The 14,433-nt window shown below is 56.7% G+C and carries 15 protein-coding genes; 10 read left to right on the top strand and 5 right to left on the bottom strand.

The features are described from left to right. Nucleotides 1-7 precede the first annotated feature (7 nt). Both H6F59_RS15600 and smpB read left to right on the top strand, forming a co-directional pair. A complete protein-coding gene (locus H6F59_RS15600) occupies nt 8-274 on the top strand; it encodes a YciI family protein (RefSeq protein ID WP_190701834.1) in 267 nt (88 codons plus the stop codon). Nucleotides 275-285: 11 nt separating this feature from the next. Then, nucleotides 286-756 (top strand): SsrA-binding protein SmpB, encoded by a 471-nt coding sequence (gene smpB, locus H6F59_RS15595; RefSeq protein WP_073606786.1) that lies wholly within the window; start codon nt 286-288, stop codon nt 754-756. Between the two features lie 51 nt (nt 757-807). On the opposite strand, the gene H6F59_RS15590 is transcribed toward smpB, so the two are convergent. Beyond that, a complete protein-coding gene (locus tag H6F59_RS15590; RefSeq protein ID WP_190701832.1) occupies nt 808-2,496 on the bottom strand; it encodes an ATP-binding protein in 1,689 nt (562 codons plus the stop codon). 347 nt (nt 2,497-2,843) lie between these two features. Between H6F59_RS15590 and H6F59_RS15585 the strand changes: the two genes are divergently transcribed. Beyond that, nucleotides 2,844-4,193, top strand: coding sequence for a sensor histidine kinase KdpD (locus H6F59_RS15585; protein ID WP_190701819.1), 1,350 nt, complete (start codon nt 2,844-2,846; stop codon nt 4,191-4,193). A gap of 106 nt (nt 4,194-4,299) precedes the next feature. Next, on the top strand, nt 4,300-4,866 hold the full coding sequence (locus H6F59_RS15580) for an SRPBCC family protein (protein ID WP_190701816.1): 567 nt from the start codon (nt 4,300-4,302) through the stop codon (nt 4,864-4,866). Between the two features lie 32 nt (nt 4,867-4,898). Here H6F59_RS15580 and H6F59_RS15575 read toward each other — a convergent pair whose 3' ends face one another. Both H6F59_RS15575 and H6F59_RS15570 read right to left on the bottom strand, forming a co-directional pair. Beyond that, nucleotides 4,899-5,555 carry a class I SAM-dependent methyltransferase gene (locus H6F59_RS15575; RefSeq protein WP_190702172.1) on the bottom strand — a complete coding sequence of 219 codons (657 nt, stop codon included), beginning with the start codon at nt 5,553-5,555 and terminating at the stop codon, nt 4,899-4,901. 191 nt (nt 5,556-5,746) lie between these two features. Beyond that, the gene (locus H6F59_RS15570) at nt 5,747-6,331 is read right to left on the bottom strand and encodes a DUF981 family protein (RefSeq protein ID WP_190701813.1); all 585 of its coding nucleotides are present in this window, start codon (nt 6,329-6,331) and stop codon (nt 5,747-5,749) included. Between the two features lie 21 nt (nt 6,332-6,352). Here H6F59_RS15570 and H6F59_RS15565 point away from each other — a divergent pair, with 21 nt between their 5' ends. Further along, nucleotides 6,353-6,496: a hypothetical protein gene (locus tag H6F59_RS15565; protein ID WP_190701810.1), complete on the top strand. Its 144-nt coding sequence runs from the start codon at nt 6,353-6,355 to the stop codon at nt 6,494-6,496. 113 nt (nt 6,497-6,609) lie between these two features. Here H6F59_RS15565 and hisG read toward each other — a convergent pair whose 3' ends face one another. Further along, complete coding sequence (gene hisG / locus H6F59_RS15560) at nt 6,610-7,257, bottom strand: ATP phosphoribosyltransferase (protein ID WP_190514598.1); 648 nt, start codon at nt 7,255-7,257, stop codon at nt 6,610-6,612. A gap of 97 nt (nt 7,258-7,354) precedes the next feature. Next, on the bottom strand, nt 7,355-8,590 hold the full coding sequence (locus H6F59_RS15555; protein ID WP_190701807.1) for an LL-diaminopimelate aminotransferase: 1,236 nt from the start codon (nt 8,588-8,590) through the stop codon (nt 7,355-7,357). A gap of 190 nt (nt 8,591-8,780) precedes the next feature. Here H6F59_RS15555 and purC point away from each other — a divergent pair, with 190 nt between their 5' ends. From purC to lpxA, 5 genes are all read left to right on the top strand, one after another. Next, on the top strand, nt 8,781-9,527 hold the full coding sequence (purC, locus tag H6F59_RS15550) for a phosphoribosylaminoimidazolesuccinocarboxamide synthase (RefSeq protein ID WP_190701804.1): 747 nt from the start codon (nt 8,781-8,783) through the stop codon (nt 9,525-9,527). A gap of 127 nt (nt 9,528-9,654) precedes the next feature. Next, complete coding sequence (locus tag H6F59_RS15545; protein WP_190701801.1) at nt 9,655-12,030, top strand: BamA/TamA family outer membrane protein; 2,376 nt, start codon at nt 9,655-9,657, stop codon at nt 12,028-12,030. After that, nucleotides 12,030-12,941 carry a UDP-3-O-acyl-N-acetylglucosamine deacetylase gene (lpxC, locus tag H6F59_RS15540; RefSeq protein WP_190701797.1) on the top strand — a complete coding sequence of 304 codons (912 nt, stop codon included), beginning with the start codon at nt 12,030-12,032 and terminating at the stop codon, nt 12,939-12,941. The genes H6F59_RS15545 and lpxC overlap by 1 nt, the downstream gene beginning before the upstream one ends. Nucleotides 12,942-13,075: 134 nt before the next feature. Further along, nucleotides 13,076-13,543, top strand: coding sequence for a 3-hydroxyacyl-ACP dehydratase FabZ (gene fabZ / locus H6F59_RS15535; RefSeq protein ID WP_190702168.1), 468 nt, complete (start codon nt 13,076-13,078; stop codon nt 13,541-13,543). A gap of 48 nt (nt 13,544-13,591) precedes the next feature. Continuing rightward, nucleotides 13,592-14,416 (top strand): acyl-ACP--UDP-N-acetylglucosamine O-acyltransferase, encoded by an 825-nt coding sequence (gene lpxA, locus H6F59_RS15530; protein ID WP_190702165.1) that lies wholly within the window; start codon nt 13,592-13,594, stop codon nt 14,414-14,416. Nucleotides 14,417-14,433: the final 17 nt, after the last annotated feature.

Here is a 14,433-nt window from a genome sequence, read left to right as displayed (position 1 = left end):
TTCTGCTATGCCCTGGTTCGTTAAAATCGAAAAAGGTGTCGTTAACAAAGCCATCTTTGACCAGCATGTACCAGCCCACGTAGCCTACGTCAAAGGTCTTATTTCCCAAGGCCATGCCGCTAAGAGCGGTTACTGGGCCGAATATGGGGGTGGTATGCTGTTATTTCGGGCCAATTCTATCGATGAAGCCCGCGCCATTGTGGCTGCCGACCCACTGATTCAGCATCACTGTGTCGAGTATGAACTGCACGAATGGCGGGTGGTGGTGGAATAGGAGGACACACCGTGGCCGATTCAAGTGATGGATACAAAATTGTTAGCGACAACCGCCAGGCCCGTCATGAGTACGAAATTCTTGAAACCTATGAAGCTGGATTAGAGCTGATGGGTTCAGAGGTAAAGTCAATTCGCCAGGGTAAGGTTAACCTGCGCGATGGCTATGCCCTAATCAAAGACGGGGAGCTGTGGCTGCACAACGTGCATATTTCGCCCCACACCATGACCAACAAGGCCTACAACCACGAGGCCAAGCGCACCCGCAAACTGCTGCTGCACCGCGATGAAATTCGCAAGCTGATCGGTAAAGTCGAGCAAAAGGGGCTTACCCTGGTGCCGCTTAAGCTCTATCTCCAGCGGGGGTGGGTCAAAGCTACCATCGCCCTAGCCAAGGGTAAAAAGCTCCACGACAAGCGCGAAAGCCTCAAGCGCAAGCAAGAATCCCGCGAAACTGCCCGCGCCCTCAGTGGGCGGGATTGATTCAGTTCACAACCTAAGCGTTTGCTTAACACCTAGGTTGCTGGCTAATGTCTACTCAATACTCACACCACTGAAGGTTTCGGCCTTTTTGCCAGTGCTAGCAGGAGCGGCTTTTTCTAGCTGGCGGGCCTGCTGACGGTGGCCTTGAAAGTGGCTGAGCCAGGCCTCTGGAGCATTCATAGTTTCGCCGCCGTGCTTGGTCAATCGCTTGCGCACCTGGCAGAGCACCGGAGTATTGACGCAGGCTCCCGAGACAATCACCTGGCCCTTGGTCAGGGACGGCAATTCTTTTAATAGATCGCGCCCAGCGGCTTCAACCCCATACTTGAGGCTGTCCTGATCCACTGGGTTGACGATACGCATGAGGAACTGGCTCATGCACTGGCTGAGCACGTCGGAGTCGAGCTTGCCGGGGCGCTGGGTAATTAACCCTACGCCCATACCAAACTTGCGGCCCTCGCTGAGAATGGTGCGCAGCACCTGTTTGCAACGGGCCGGTTCATTGGCTGGGGCAAAGCGGTGGGCCTCTTCGATCAAAATGAACACTGGGTAGGGCAGGTAATTTTCGTCATCAGCAGAAATTTTATCTTTGGCGGTGTTGATGCGAGCCTGGTAGCTTTGGCGCAGTACAGCAGCGCAGATCACCTGCTGCTCCTCTTGGCTGATCTCGTTCATTTGCAGCACGGTAACTTGGCCGGGGGCGAACAGATCCTTTGGGGCCAGGTGCTCCATGCGGTGGAAGTAGTCCGATCGCTCCAGTTTGCCCAGCTTCCACTCCAGGGCTGGAGCCGACGAGCCGGTTTTCTCGTTGCCCTCGTCGTCGGTGGTGCGGTCTGACTCGTAGCAAGCCGAGATCAGATCCTGCACATCCCAGCGGTGTTCGCCAAATTTGTGCTTGCCCAACAGGCTAAAGGCTTTGTTGAGAATTGCCTGCTGGCGATCGCTCATATCGGGCAGCAGGGTGAGAATGTCGTAGTAATCCAGTGACGACATTCGAATGCGAATGTCGTCAGGGGTAAGCAGCTTGACCTCAGGGCTGTAGCCGTCGTCGCTGGCAAAGCTGGGGTGGCCGCGCATGTCGGCTAGGGTGCCATACTCGCCGTGGGGGTCAAAGATCAGCACCGCCGCCCGGTTGTAGGGGCTGAGCAATTCTTCAATCAGTACCCCCGCCGTGTAGCTTTTGCCCGAGCCAGTGCCCGCCAAGATCGCCATGTGGGTACTCACCAGCTCTTTCACATCCAGCGTTACGGGCACCCGCCCGCCGGGACGCAGCAGTAAGGAGCCGATTTCGGCAGAGCCCACCTCTTTGGGTTGTTTCTTATTAATAATCTGGCGCAGGCTTTCGTCGTCGGCTAGACAGACCTTGGCCCCTGGATCGGGGGCGATGCGAGGGTTCATAAAGCCTAGGGCAGGGTGAAAATGACCCACCACATCGACAGTGACCTCGTAGATTTCAGGATTGGGATGGGCGAAGCCAACCAGGGCCGCGATCGCCTCAGGGTTGATATCAGGGTCAGCAAAGATGCGATCGGGCAGGTGGTCGATCAGGCGGCGATCGGAGATCTTTCCTAGAATCTGGGCGCTGGGGATATCCGCTAGATCGACGGTGTAGTAGACAAACTCACCGATTTTGACCTGACGGTTGTCGGCGGTAATGAACACATACTGGTTGCCGTTTTCCCCCGGCCCCTTAACGGTGCCAATTACTGGAGAAGCCGAAGGTTGCTTTGACCGTGCCATAGGAACCCGCTAGGAAAGGAATTTTTGCCAGGGTAGCAAAAGTCTAGCCATCCCCAGCGTTGACTTCATTAATACTAATGTCCTGCTGACGATTAGGGTAGAGGCAACGTCATCGGCCTGTGAAGAAGATGTAGCGCTGAACCTTGCGATGATCAAGGACCAGCCTTCGGCCATCGCGGTAGAGATTGCGGATCTTACGGAGCGAAGGCGATCAAAAAATTGGCGTATTCACGGATACTGCCTTGCAGGCTAGTAGATAGGCTAGGAGTAGTCGAGGGTGAGGTCAGGCTAGCCCAAGCCCCACCCCCGACTCAGGAGGTTAGGAATACTTCGCTGGACGATTGCCCATGGCTTCGGAAAATCCGACAGTTTTGTTCCAGGCTCGCCCTCCCGAGGGGTTAGCGTCTACCTCTACCCATCTTTGTGAAGGGCGCGAAACCTGGCCCTTGGTTCACGCCCTAGCTGCTACGCTCAACGAGCCCGACATCTTGCCGTCTTTGGCGGAGGTGCTGGGCACCCATTTGGGAGCAGGGGCTTGCCTACTGCTCTGCCACTATCCTGACCACGGGCTGACTTACACCTGTTGGCGCCAGGGGAGAACCTCTGTTAACCACCAACTTGGTGATGCCAAAAGCGGCTCGACCCCAGATCGGCAGCGCCAAGTGGCATCAGAACTCATTCAACAAACCATTGACCAAGCGGCAGGCAAAGCTCGGCTGTCTTGGCAGAAGGGGCTGGCAGCGCTGTTGCGGAATGAAGCAGAGACACCTACCTGGCTACGCACCATTGCGCACTGCACCGCCATTGCCGTGGATGGGGCAGGGCTGCAGGGCGCGATGCTACTGCTGGGAGCTGGGGGGCAGAGCGTGGAGCCTACCGCCCAAGCTAACTTGGCCAGCATAGGCGCGATCGCTTTCCATCAGCATTACCTTCAAGGGCAAGCCCAGCGCAACACCGAGCAGCTGCGCTATCTCAACTACCTCAAAGAAGACTTTCTCAGCACCCTTAACCACGAGCTACGCACCCCCCTCACCAGCATGATGTTGGCTATTCGCATGCTGCGCCGCCCCGATCTCACCCCGGAGCGATCGGCCATGTATTTGGATATTTTGGAACAGCAGTGCACCCGCGAAATCAACTTGGTGAACGACCTGCTGATGCTGCAAACTCTGGAGTCTAAGGCCCCTGCAGAAGTTCGCCAATCTACAGATTTAGGGCAGTTGCTCACGGATTTGGCCAAACAGTCTCAGGAACAGTTTCACCAGGCTCAGCTAACGCTGGCACTACAGCTACCGTCTAAGCCGGTATTGCTAGCCACCGACCCAGAGCGGCTGACCAAAGTGTTGAAAGAGCTGGTGAGCAACGCCCGCAAGTATTCAACCCCAAAAACGGTTGTGACCTTTGCCCTAGCTGACAACCAGGCCCAAGAGGGACGGGTCACTCTGCAAGTTAGTAATTTGGGGGCGGCCATTGAGGCAGAGGACTTGCCCCATGTTTTTGACAAGTTTCGGCGAGGTTCCAAGGCCACCAAAGATGGCATTGCTGGTACCGGTACCGGCCTTGCCCTAGCCCGTGGGCTTGTGGAGCAACTGGGGGGCACTATAAAGGTGTCGAGCCAGCCAATCGACGCCCAACTCTGGCAAACCTGTTTTACCCTTGAGTTTGAACGCCATGACAAATCTATCCCTAATTCATAGGGCAACAATTCATCGGGGCAACACCATGCCAGTAAATTTTGCTGGTATTCTGGGCACAGGCGTGGTGGCCTGGCCAAACTACACCCTTAACGGCTGGTTTTGACCCATGACTGCGACAACCCCCGAAATCCCCAACTTTGAACCAGCGCTCCTAGGTGCTGAGGTTTCTGCGCAGGCACCAGGTGTCACCATCCACACCGAGAAGCTGGAGGGACAGCAGCGCCGTATTTTGGCGTCAACCCAGATTCCTGCTACGGCCGATCAGGTTTGGCAGGTGCTGACAGACTACAACAACCTGTCGAGCTTTATCCCCAATCTCTCCCACAGTCAGCGGTTGAGCCATCCTAACGGTGGCATTCGACTGGAGCAGATCGGCTCCCAGTGCTTTCTCAACATCAAGTTTTGCGCCCGTGTGGTGCTGGATATGGTCGAGGCCTTCCCGAAGGAACTGCGCTTTACTATGGTGGAGGGTGACTTTCGCCAGTTTGAGGGCAAGTGGACGCTAGAACCAGTGAAAGATGCCGCTGGTGAGGCAGTTTGCCTAGGCTATGATCTGGTGATTCGGCCTCCCCGGGCGATGCCAGTGGCACTGATCGAGCGGCATATCCGCAACGACCTGAGCCGCAATCTGCAAGCAATTAGCGATCGCACCCTCGTGCTGTTTGGCGCTTAGTCTGAAACCTTTGACACCGAGTCCAGGGCTAGCTAGACCAGCGGTTCCATCCGTTCGGCAATGACGGCATAGAAGGGGTCACCGCCGGGCATACCGAGCATTTGCAGAATGGCGGGAACGCTGGGGGTGTGAGTCACTACTTCTGGGTTGCTAAAGCCGGGTACAGAGCCAAAATAACCTTTGACCAGATTGACCCGACGGGTTTCGCTGCCGTCGCGCCAGGCGGCGATCGCCTTCTGGTAAAACATGCGGTTTGAGAAGCTAACAATGGCAACGCCGCCCGGCTTGAGAATGCGGTAGATTTCGCCAAACACCACCTCAGGCTGCTGGAGATACTGCACCGACACCGTATTGAGCACTGCATCAAAGGACTGGTCATCCAGCGGCAGCTTTGGGTTTTCGTTGAGATTTTGCACGAAATAGTGGTTGAGGCGGGGATTTTTGGCCAGCTCTTCGGCGTTTAGGCCATGGCCTTCAACCCACTCAAAAACCATATCTTTGGGCAGGTGTGAGACCCAGCTGCTCATCATGTCGAAGACACGGCTGTTGGGGGTCAAACGTTCACGGTAGAGATCCGTGAGCTGCTGAATGAAGCCATCGTCTACATGGGTTACGAAGCGGGGCGCATCGTAGAAAGCGGTGTCGCTAGACTCGTCGAGCTTAGTGCGCTGATTGGGCTGAAGCAGCATGGCAGGATGGGCTAAGGGCTTGTCTTGATTGTAAACAAAGATTAAGCCTAGAGCCATGAAAGTCTACCCTGGACTTGCTGTTCCTGGGATGGAGGCGCTTTTGCCGCTCTCTTTCGCTGCTTTGCCCACAGCTTAGGCAAAGCTTTCTTTTAAAGTCGTTCTGGTAGCTAGAGCTGCGGTTTGCAAGATTGCTAAGGCTCGCCTCGCATCAGGGGAGGCTGCCAATCGCTGAAAACGTCTAGATGGCCCCAGTAGCCTAGAAAGCCAACAAATGCCCATACCAGCGCTGCCACCAGCAGGACTACAGTCCCCAGGATGCGCCAGCCTTTGTTGCCACGCAGGTACACCAGGGTAGGGGCTGCCAGTACCCCGCCTAATCCTGTCAGAATAAAGCCTAGCCCAGCTACTAATGGCTGTTGGGTTTGACCCAGATTAATGATGCGTGCCCCTATGACGACTGCGGTAAGGCCGGCAAAAAAAGCGTAGACTGCCAGCGAAAGCAAATCCCAGCCCTGAGCGATCGCGATCGCAGTGGCCAAATAAAGCCCCCCAAACAGCACTGTGGTTTCGCCAAAGGAAATGTTGAAGCTGCTCGGCACGGGCCAGGTTAAGACCATGTGCAGGCCAGTGACTAGGGCGATCGCCCCCACCAGCCCAAAGCCTGGTATCCACCGTTTCAGGTTGGCCCCATCTAGCCCGTGATAGACAAAGTCGGCTAGCAGCACCAGCCCGGCCACCATGTTGATCAGCATGAGGGTGATGTAGTCGATAAACATGACGGCAGCTTTTAGAGTGCGATGTTTTACATCCTACCGGGCGATCGCTTGATGTTTACGCTGATGCCGACGATATTTGGGGTTGATAATAGCCTGACTAGGCCGCTGTTGGGGCTAATGGCCTTTGTTGTAGTATCGCTGCTAACCTACAAGCCGCTCAGCTGAATGAGGTGCGATCGCCGGTCAGGTTTCCATCGCTCGTTGCATTACACAAAGCCCTCTGTCGAAAAGACAGAGGGCTTTGCGGTTTTTGAAACTAACCTATCAAGCGAGACTTCCTACACGGTCACCGCCTCTGCCTGGGTGCGCACCCGATCGATCAAATCCTTTAGACCGTAGGGGTTGACCCGATAGCTTAGCGGGTGGGCAATCAGTCGGGCAGTGCTGTGGTAGAGCACCTCTAGCTCCATCAGGTTGTTTTCCTTCAGGGTTTTGCCCGTCGAAACTAGATCGACGATCGCCTCGGACATGCCCGTAATAGGTCCCAGCTCCACCGAGCCGTAGAGGGGCACAATTTCCACCGGTAGATCCAGGCTTTGAAAGTAGTCGCGGGCGCAGTTGACGTACTTAGAGGCGACTCGGCTGTGGGCGGGCAAATCTAGGGCCGAGCGATAGGGGCTGGTGGTTTTGACGGCCACCGACAGACGACAGCCGCCAAAACCTAAGTCAGCCAAGTGGGCTACAGCGGGCTTTTTCTCGCGCAGTACGTCGTAGCCGACCATGCCGAGCTGCGCTTGACCGTATTCCACATAGACGGGCACATCCTGGGCGCGCACCAGTAGCCCTGTCGCCTGGCCCGAGGCGTCGGTAATTTGCAGCTGGCGATTAGCGCTGTCGAGGAACAGGCTAAAGTCGAGGCCAACAGCTTGTAGTAGGCGAATGCTGTCTTTGAGCATGCCGCCCTTAGGTAGCGCGATGGTGAGCATGGAAGTTTTCCTTAGCGGTGCTCTAAAGGAGGTTTGATTGGGTCAAAAGGCTAGCTAGTGGGCACTGCCCACCCGACAGAAGCCTCATTGATTTGTCCTACACTCGGAATTTCTCAGTGACGCGGCGCATGGCTTCGTTCACGTTGTCGCGGCTGTTGAAGGCTGAGATGCGGAAGTAACCTTCGCCTGCGGCCCCAAAGCCCGAGCCAGGGGTGCCGACTACATGGCAGGTGTGCAGCAGCTTATCGAAAAAGTCCCAGCTGCTCAGGTCGTTGGGGGTTTTCACCCATACATAGGGAGCGTTGACGCCGCCGTAGACGGCAATGCCCGCGGCGGTGAGCTGCTCGCGAATAATGCGAGCGTTCTCCATATAAAAGTCGATTAGGGCTTTGGTTTGAGCCTGACCTTCAGGAGAGTAAACCGCCTCGGCCCCGCGCTGCACGATGTAGGAGACGCCATTGAACTTGGTGGATTGGCGGCGGTTCCACAGGCCGTGGAGGGCAACTTCGGTGCCGTCGTCGGCTTTGCCCATCAGGGTTTTGGGCACTACCGTCAGAGCGCAGCGGGTGCCGGTGAAGCCTGCATTCTTAGAGAAAGAGCGAAATTCGATCGCACATTCTCGCGCTCCCTCAATCTCATAGATGGAGTGGGGAATGGTGGGGTCGGTGATAAAGCCTTCGTAGGCAGCATCAAACAGAATGATTGAGCCGTGGGCGCGGGCGTAGTTGACCCAGGCTTGCAAATGCTCTTTGCTGGCGACCGCCCCGGTGGGGTTGTTGGGGAAGCAAAGGTAGATCAGATCTACTTTTTCGTGGGGGATGCTGGCGGTGAAGGCATTGGCGGCGCTGATCGGCAGGTAGGTGAGGCCGCCGTACTCGCCGTTTTCGTTGGCGGGGCCGGTGTGGCCTGCCATCACATTAGTGTCGACATAGACGGGGTAGACCGGGTCGGTGACGGCGATGGAGTTGTTGCTGCCAAAAATATCGAGAATATTTCCGCAGTCGCACTTGGAGCCGTCGGAGATAAAGATTTCGCTGGCATCAATGTCGCAGCCTCGGCTTTGAAAGTCGTGCTGGGCAATTTTTTCGCGCAGCCAGAGATAGCCCTGCTCAGGGCCGTAGCCGTGGAAGGAGGTGCGATCGCCCATGTCTTCCACCGCTTTGACCATGGCGGTGCGGCAGGCTTCGGGCAGGGGCTCAGTCACATCGCCAATGCCCAGCTTAATAATCGGAGCGTCGGGGTTGGCCTCGGCAAAGGCGCTGACCCGGCGAGCAATTTCGGGGAATAGGTAGCCCGCTTTAAGCTTGAGATAGTTGTCGTTGATGGTGGCCATGGAGCGTTGCGCGATGGTGACAGTTACTTAACTAAGGGTACAGCGCGACGGGGGAGTAAGGGAGTGGATGGGTAGCGAGTAGGGGAGTGGATGAGTAGAAAGTAGAACTAGCTCATTCACCCATCTACCCATCCACCTATCCACCCCCGAGGACGCTAGTATGGGATGTCCCTGATACCGCCCCACGACTATGGCCCCTGGTGAATCTTTTGGCGAAAAACTCTACGAAGGCAAGGCCAAAATTATCTACGCCACCGACGACCCGGCAGTGATGCTGACCTACTTTAAAGACGACGCTACCGCTTTTAATGCCCAAAAGAAGGGCCAGATAGTCGGTAAGGGGCAGATCAACTGCGCTATCTCCACCTATCTGTTTAAGCAGCTTGAGGCAGCAGGCATTGAGACCCACTGGTTAGAAACGACGGGCGATCGCACCATGCGGGTCAAAGCCCTCCAGATCATTCCCCTCGAAGTCGTCGTTAGAAATTTGGCGGCGGGCAGCCTCTGCAAGCAGACCGGTCTGCCCCTAGGCCAGCGCCTCGATCCGCCGCTGGTGGAGTTCTATTATAAGGACGACGCACTGGGTGATCCGCTGCTGACGGGCGATCGCATTCGCGCCATGGCAATCGCCAGTGAGGAACAGATCGCCACTCTGCGCCGTCTTGCCCTCAGAATCAATCAAATCCTGACGGATTTCTTCATGGGTTGCGCTATCACCCTGGTTGACTTCAAGCTGGAGTTTGGCCTCGATACCCAACAGCAGATTTTGCTGGGCGACGAAATTAGCCCTGACACCTGCCGTCTATGGGATCAAACCACCGACGACGAAGCTCAACGGGTGCTCGACAAAGATCGCTTTCGGCAAGATCTGGGCCAAGTCGAAGCAGCTTACCAGCGTGTGCTAGAAAAGGTGGCGGCACAATCGGCCAAGAATTAGCACCATCAATGCGGTAGAATTTGTCCGATTGTGGGGGCAGTGGCCCGCCCAGGGCAGTTTTCCCTGGCTCTCAGCCCGGGAGAGGGTCCTTGATTGGTGTGTGGACGTGTTTAGCAGGTGTGTTTAGATGCGGGTTTCTCCTAATTATTTATTGGCCGTGTTGGCCACCTCTGGGCTGGTAGGGCTGATTGCTGCCCCGGCCCACGCCGATCCAGTCGCCCCAGAATTTGTCGTGCAGGCAGATTCCTCCGCAGCTGAACCCTCGGAGACCCTCGAACCAGGCTATAGCCAAAGTGCTGATGCCCTGGCTGAGCCTGTTATAGGTATCTCCGATCCCGCCAGCACTATCGACTTTGACCAGGTTCAGCCCGACCTCGGCCCTAGCCCAGTCGCCGAAAACCTCCAGAGTGCGATCGACGGCTACCGTTCTATTGAAGGTGAGGCCGCCGCAGATGCTGCCACTGCCCTCTCGCCCGCCACTAGCTCAGAGTCTAGTGTTGAACAGAGGGCCCAGCTAGAGAGTGCTCAGCTGGCTCAAACTCCGAGCACCCAGCGCGAAATCAGCCCCGAAGAGGCCCAGCGCATCCTAGATGGAGCCGTGCAGCGCCGTAGCCAGCCCCAGCCAGCCCCCACGCAAGAGCAACCCGAGACTCCTGAAGCCACACCCGCCGATGAGGAAGCCGACGAGCCTGCTGAAGAAGCTCCTGAAGAACCAGCCGCAGAGGTTGAAGAGCCCCGAGTTCTAGTCGCCGAAGTTCAGGTGCAACCCAATCAAGGCGAACTCGATCCGTCCCTTGAGAACTTGATCTACAGCGTAATTGAAACCCAAGCCGGGCGCACAACTACCCGTACCCAGCTTCAGCAAGACATCAACAGCATTTTTGCCACCGGTTACTTCGCCGATGTCGATGCCCAGCCCGAAGACACTGATTTAGGGGTGCGAGTCACCTTCTTGGTGCAGCCCAACCCGGTGCTCACCGACGTGCGGCTGGAGGGTAACGAAGTCCTGCCCCAAACCATCGTCGATGATATCTTCGACGAACAGAAGGGTGAGATCATCAACCTGATTGACTTTCAAGAAGGAATTCTAGAGCTCAACCAGTGGTACCAAGACCAGGGTTACGTGCTAGCCCAGGTGGTTGCTGCTCCCCAGGTCTCACCCGACGGGGTCGTCACCCTAGAGGTAGCAGAAGGGGTAATTGAAAGCATCGAGGTGCGTTATATCAACGACCTTGGTCAGGCTGTTGACGAGGAGGGCAACCCAGTCCGGGGACGAACTCGGCCTTTTATCATTACCCGCGAGTTTGAGACCGAGCCCGGCGAAGTGTTCAACCAGGCCCGCATTGAGCAAGATTTTCAGCGGGTGTTTGGCCTGGGAATTTTTGAGGATGTGGTACCCGGGCTAGAACCTGCCGAAGACGACCCTCGCAAAGTTAAGCTGATCGTCAACGTATCTGAGCGCAACACAGGTTCTGTAGCGGCTGGTCTAGGCTTTAACTTTACTGGCGATCTCTTCGGCACAGTCAGCTTCCGCCAGGACAACTTTGGCGGCAACAACCAAAAATTCAGCGCTGAGGCTCAGCTCAGCACCCGAGACATTCTGTTTGACGTGTCCTTTACGGACCCTTGGATTGCGGGTGATCCTTTCCGGACTTCCTACACTGTTAACGCCTTTGCTCGTTCAGCCAACAACCTCAATTTTGAGGACGGCCCTAACCCCATCAACCTAGCTAACGGCGATCAGGTGCGCATTCGCCGCCTGGGCACCGGCATTACCTTTAGTCGTCCCTTTGACAATGGTTGGACGGTGGCGGTAGGCACTTTGATTCAAAACGTGTCGGCTCGCGATGCCGATGGTAGGGTCAATGCTGTAGACGCCGCTGGCAACCCCCTGACGGCAAGCAGTCGTGGGGTTGATGACCTCTGGACATTCCCTGTCAGTGCTACTCTCGATCGCCGCAATGATGCCTTCAACCCCACCAGCGGCAGCGTTCTGCGGCTCAACACCGAGCAGTCGGTGCCCCTAGGACGGGGCAGCATCTTGATGAATCGGCTGCGGGGAAGCTACAGCTACTACATTCCCCTCAGACTGCTGAACTTTGCTGAAGGCCCCCAGGCATTGGCCCTCAACTTTCAGGCGGGCACCATTGTTGGCGAATTACCCCCCTATGAGGCGTTTACTCTAGGCGGCACCAACTCCATTCGCGGTTATGACGAAGGCGAAGTGGGGAGTGGACGTAGCTATGCTCAATTCACCGCCGAATATCGCTTTCCGCTGTTTTCGTTTTTGGGCGGTGCTTTATTCCTAGATGTTGGCAGTGACCTGGGCAGCGGCAATGCCGTACCCGGTGCCCCTGGTCCGTCACGGGGTAAGCCCGGCAGCGGCATTGGCTATGGAGCTGGGGTACGGGTTTCGACTCCCCTGGGTCCTCTGCGGGTTGACTACGGCTTTAGCAATCAGGGCGAGGGCCGCATCCACTTCGGGTTTGGAGAGCGCTTTTAATGGTGCAAACAGGTCTTGACTTCGAGCGATCGACCCAGTCAAGCTGGGGCATAGCCGCCAGGCAAACTACCTTGGCCACTGTGGTAGACCGGCAGGGTATAGGGCTCCATTCGGGCCTTGCAACCACGGTCACCTTGAGGCCAGCGGCACCCGACCAAGGGCGTTTCTTTGTTCGCACCGATCTGCCGAGCCAACCCTCGGTGGCTGCTAGCCTCGCCGCGGTAAACCCAACTGTGCTATCGACAGAGCTTTGCCAAGGGGAGGCCTCGGTACGCACGGTCGAGCACCTGTTGGCGGCCCTAGTGGGGTTGGGCATTGACAACGTTCGCATTGATATTACTGGCCCAGAGGTGCCCTTGCTGGATGGGTCAGCCCTGGGATGGGTAGAGGCGATTCGCCAGGCGGGGCGGCAAGAGCTTGAGGCACCTCGCACTGTAGCGCATTTAGAGCAGCCGGTGACAATTCACCAGGGTGATGCCTTTGTCGCCGCTTTTCCGGCTTCAGTAGCACGGTTTACCTACGGCATTGACTTTGAGGTGGCGGCGATTGGCAATCAGTGGTTTAGCTGGTCACCCAGTGCCGAACCCTTTGGCCTGGAGGGGTTTGCCACCACCGTTGCCCCGGCCCGCACCTTTGGCTTGGCCCACCAAATTGAGCAGCTGCGCGCCAGCGGTTTGATCCAGGGGGGTAGCCTTGACAATGCTCTAGTGTGCGGTGAAGAGGGCTGGCTGAATCCACCCCTGCGGTTTGAGAACGAACCGGCTCGCCACAAAATGCTGGACTTGATTGGTGATCTGAGCCTGTTGGGCAGTTTGCCCACGGCCCATATTGTGGCCTACAAGGCAAGCCACCATCTCCACGGTGAGTTAGCGGCGGCGCTGGTACCGGCTCTCGTTTATGGCACCCTCTAGTGGCAAAATCAATCTAGGCATATTTGCCTGCTGCACCTTACTGTACTGACTCACCTATTGTGATTGACGCAACTGCATCGAGCCCCCTGACCACGGCCTTGGACGGCGTTGAAGCCGCTTCAGCTGCGGAACCGATGGCGGTTCCCAAGACTAGCTATAGCGCTGAAGAGATCCATGCCCTGCTGCCTCACCGCTATCCGTTTGCCCTAGTCGATCGCATCATCGACTATGTTCCAGCTAAGCATGCCATTGGCATCAAAAATGTCACGTTCAACGAGCCTCACTTTCAGGGACATTTTCCGGGGCACCCGATTATGCCGGGGGTGTTGATTGTCGAGGCCATGGCCCAAGTGGGGGGCATTGTGCTGATGCAGATCCCAGGAGTTCAGGGGTTGTGCGTGTTTGCCGGCATCGACAAGGTTCGGTTTCGTCGCCCTGTCGTGCCTGGGGATCAGTTGGTAATGACCGTAGAACTGTTGGCCCTAAAGCGGCAGCGGTTTGGCAAAATGCGGGGTCGAGCTGAGGTCGATGGGCAACTGGTCTGCGAAGGTGAGCTAATGTTCTCTGTGGTGGAGCCGGCAACAACTCCCCAGGGGAAATAGGAAAACCATGTGTCTACGTTGCAATCTCTGGGTTTTGGAGGCGGGCCATTGACTACCCTGATTCATCCCACAGCAGTGGTTCACGAGGGTGCTCAGGTGCACCCTAGCGTCAAGATCGGCCCTTATGCGGTGATCGGTGAGCAGGTAAGCATTGGCCCTGGCACCGAAATTGGCGCTCACGCAGTGATTGATGGCCAAACAACGATTGGGTCCCAAAACCGAATTTTTCCTGGGGCGGCTATTGGTTTGGAGTCGCAGGATCTCAAGTACGACGGCTCGATGAGTCGGGTGGTTGTTGGCGACAACAACCTAATTCGGGAGTACGTCACCATTAACCGGGCCACCGATGCCGGGGCAGTAACTTTAGTGGGCAGCAATTGCCTGCTGATGGCCTACTCCCACGTGGCCCACAATTGCGTGGTTGAGGATCACGTCATTCTCGCCAACTCAGTGGCGCTAGCGGGCCACGTCTACGTGGAGTCGGGTGCGCGGATTAGCGGCATGGTAGGCGTTCACCAGTTTGTGCGGGTTGGGCGGCTGGTGATGATTGGCGGGCTCAGCCGCATCGATCGCGACGTGCCGCCCTTTACCCTGGTCAATGGCAATCCGGCTGAGGTGCGGGGGCTCAATCAGATCGGCTTGCAGCGAGCGGGTCTCACCGCTGACCCCCAGGCCTATCGTGAACTGAAGCAGGCCTATCGGTTGGTCTATCGTTCGGGCATATCGCTCAGTGAAGCGGTGAGCAAGCTCAATCAGGATGAGTCGAACGACTTGGTGCGGCACTTTAGCGAGTTTTTGCGGGCGGCTCAGCAGCCCGATCGCCGCGGATTGACCCCCGGCCGCCGCCGCAACAAGCACACCGATGATGAGTAGCTGGGGAGCCGCGTAGG

The sequence above is a fragment of the Nodosilinea sp. FACHB-141 genome (assembly GCF_014696135.1).
GTDB lineage: Bacteria > Cyanobacteriota > Cyanobacteriia > Phormidesmidales > Phormidesmidaceae > Nodosilinea.
This window is presented reverse-complemented; position numbering and strand designations above follow the sequence as displayed.

Excerpts from the sequence above, each read along its gene's own strand:
- H6F59_RS15600 (WP_190701834.1), top strand. The coding sequence starts at position 8 with ATGCCCTGGTTCGTTAAAATCGAAAAAGGTGTCGTTAACAAAGCCATC.
- H6F59_RS15590 (WP_190701832.1), bottom strand. The coding sequence starts at position 2,496 with ATGGCACGGTCAAAGCAACCTTCGGCTTCTCCAGTAATTGGCACCGTT.
- H6F59_RS15585 (WP_190701819.1), top strand. The coding sequence starts at position 2,844 with ATGGCTTCGGAAAATCCGACAGTTTTGTTCCAGGCTCGCCCTCCCGAG.
- H6F59_RS15580 (WP_190701816.1), top strand. The coding sequence starts at position 4,300 with ATGACTGCGACAACCCCCGAAATCCCCAACTTTGAACCAGCGCTCCTA.
- H6F59_RS15575 (WP_190702172.1), bottom strand. The coding sequence starts at position 5,555 with ATGCTGCTTCAGCCCAATCAGCGCACTAAGCTCGACGAGTCTAGCGAC.
- H6F59_RS15570 (WP_190701813.1), bottom strand. The coding sequence starts at position 6,331 with ATGTTTATCGACTACATCACCCTCATGCTGATCAACATGGTGGCCGGG.
- H6F59_RS15565 (WP_190701810.1), top strand. The coding sequence starts at position 6,353 with ATGTTTTACATCCTACCGGGCGATCGCTTGATGTTTACGCTGATGCCG.
- hisG (WP_190514598.1), bottom strand. The coding sequence starts at position 7,257 with ATGCTCACCATCGCGCTACCTAAGGGCGGCATGCTCAAAGACAGCATT.
- H6F59_RS15555 (WP_190701807.1), bottom strand. The coding sequence starts at position 8,590 with ATGGCCACCATCAACGACAACTATCTCAAGCTTAAAGCGGGCTACCTA.
- purC (WP_190701804.1), top strand. The coding sequence starts at position 8,781 with ATGGCCCCTGGTGAATCTTTTGGCGAAAAACTCTACGAAGGCAAGGCC.
- H6F59_RS15545 (WP_190701801.1), top strand. The coding sequence starts at position 9,655 with ATGCGGGTTTCTCCTAATTATTTATTGGCCGTGTTGGCCACCTCTGGG.
- lpxC (WP_190701797.1), top strand. The coding sequence starts at position 12,030 with ATGGTGCAAACAGGTCTTGACTTCGAGCGATCGACCCAGTCAAGCTGG.
- fabZ (WP_190702168.1), top strand. The coding sequence starts at position 13,076 with ATGGCGGTTCCCAAGACTAGCTATAGCGCTGAAGAGATCCATGCCCTG.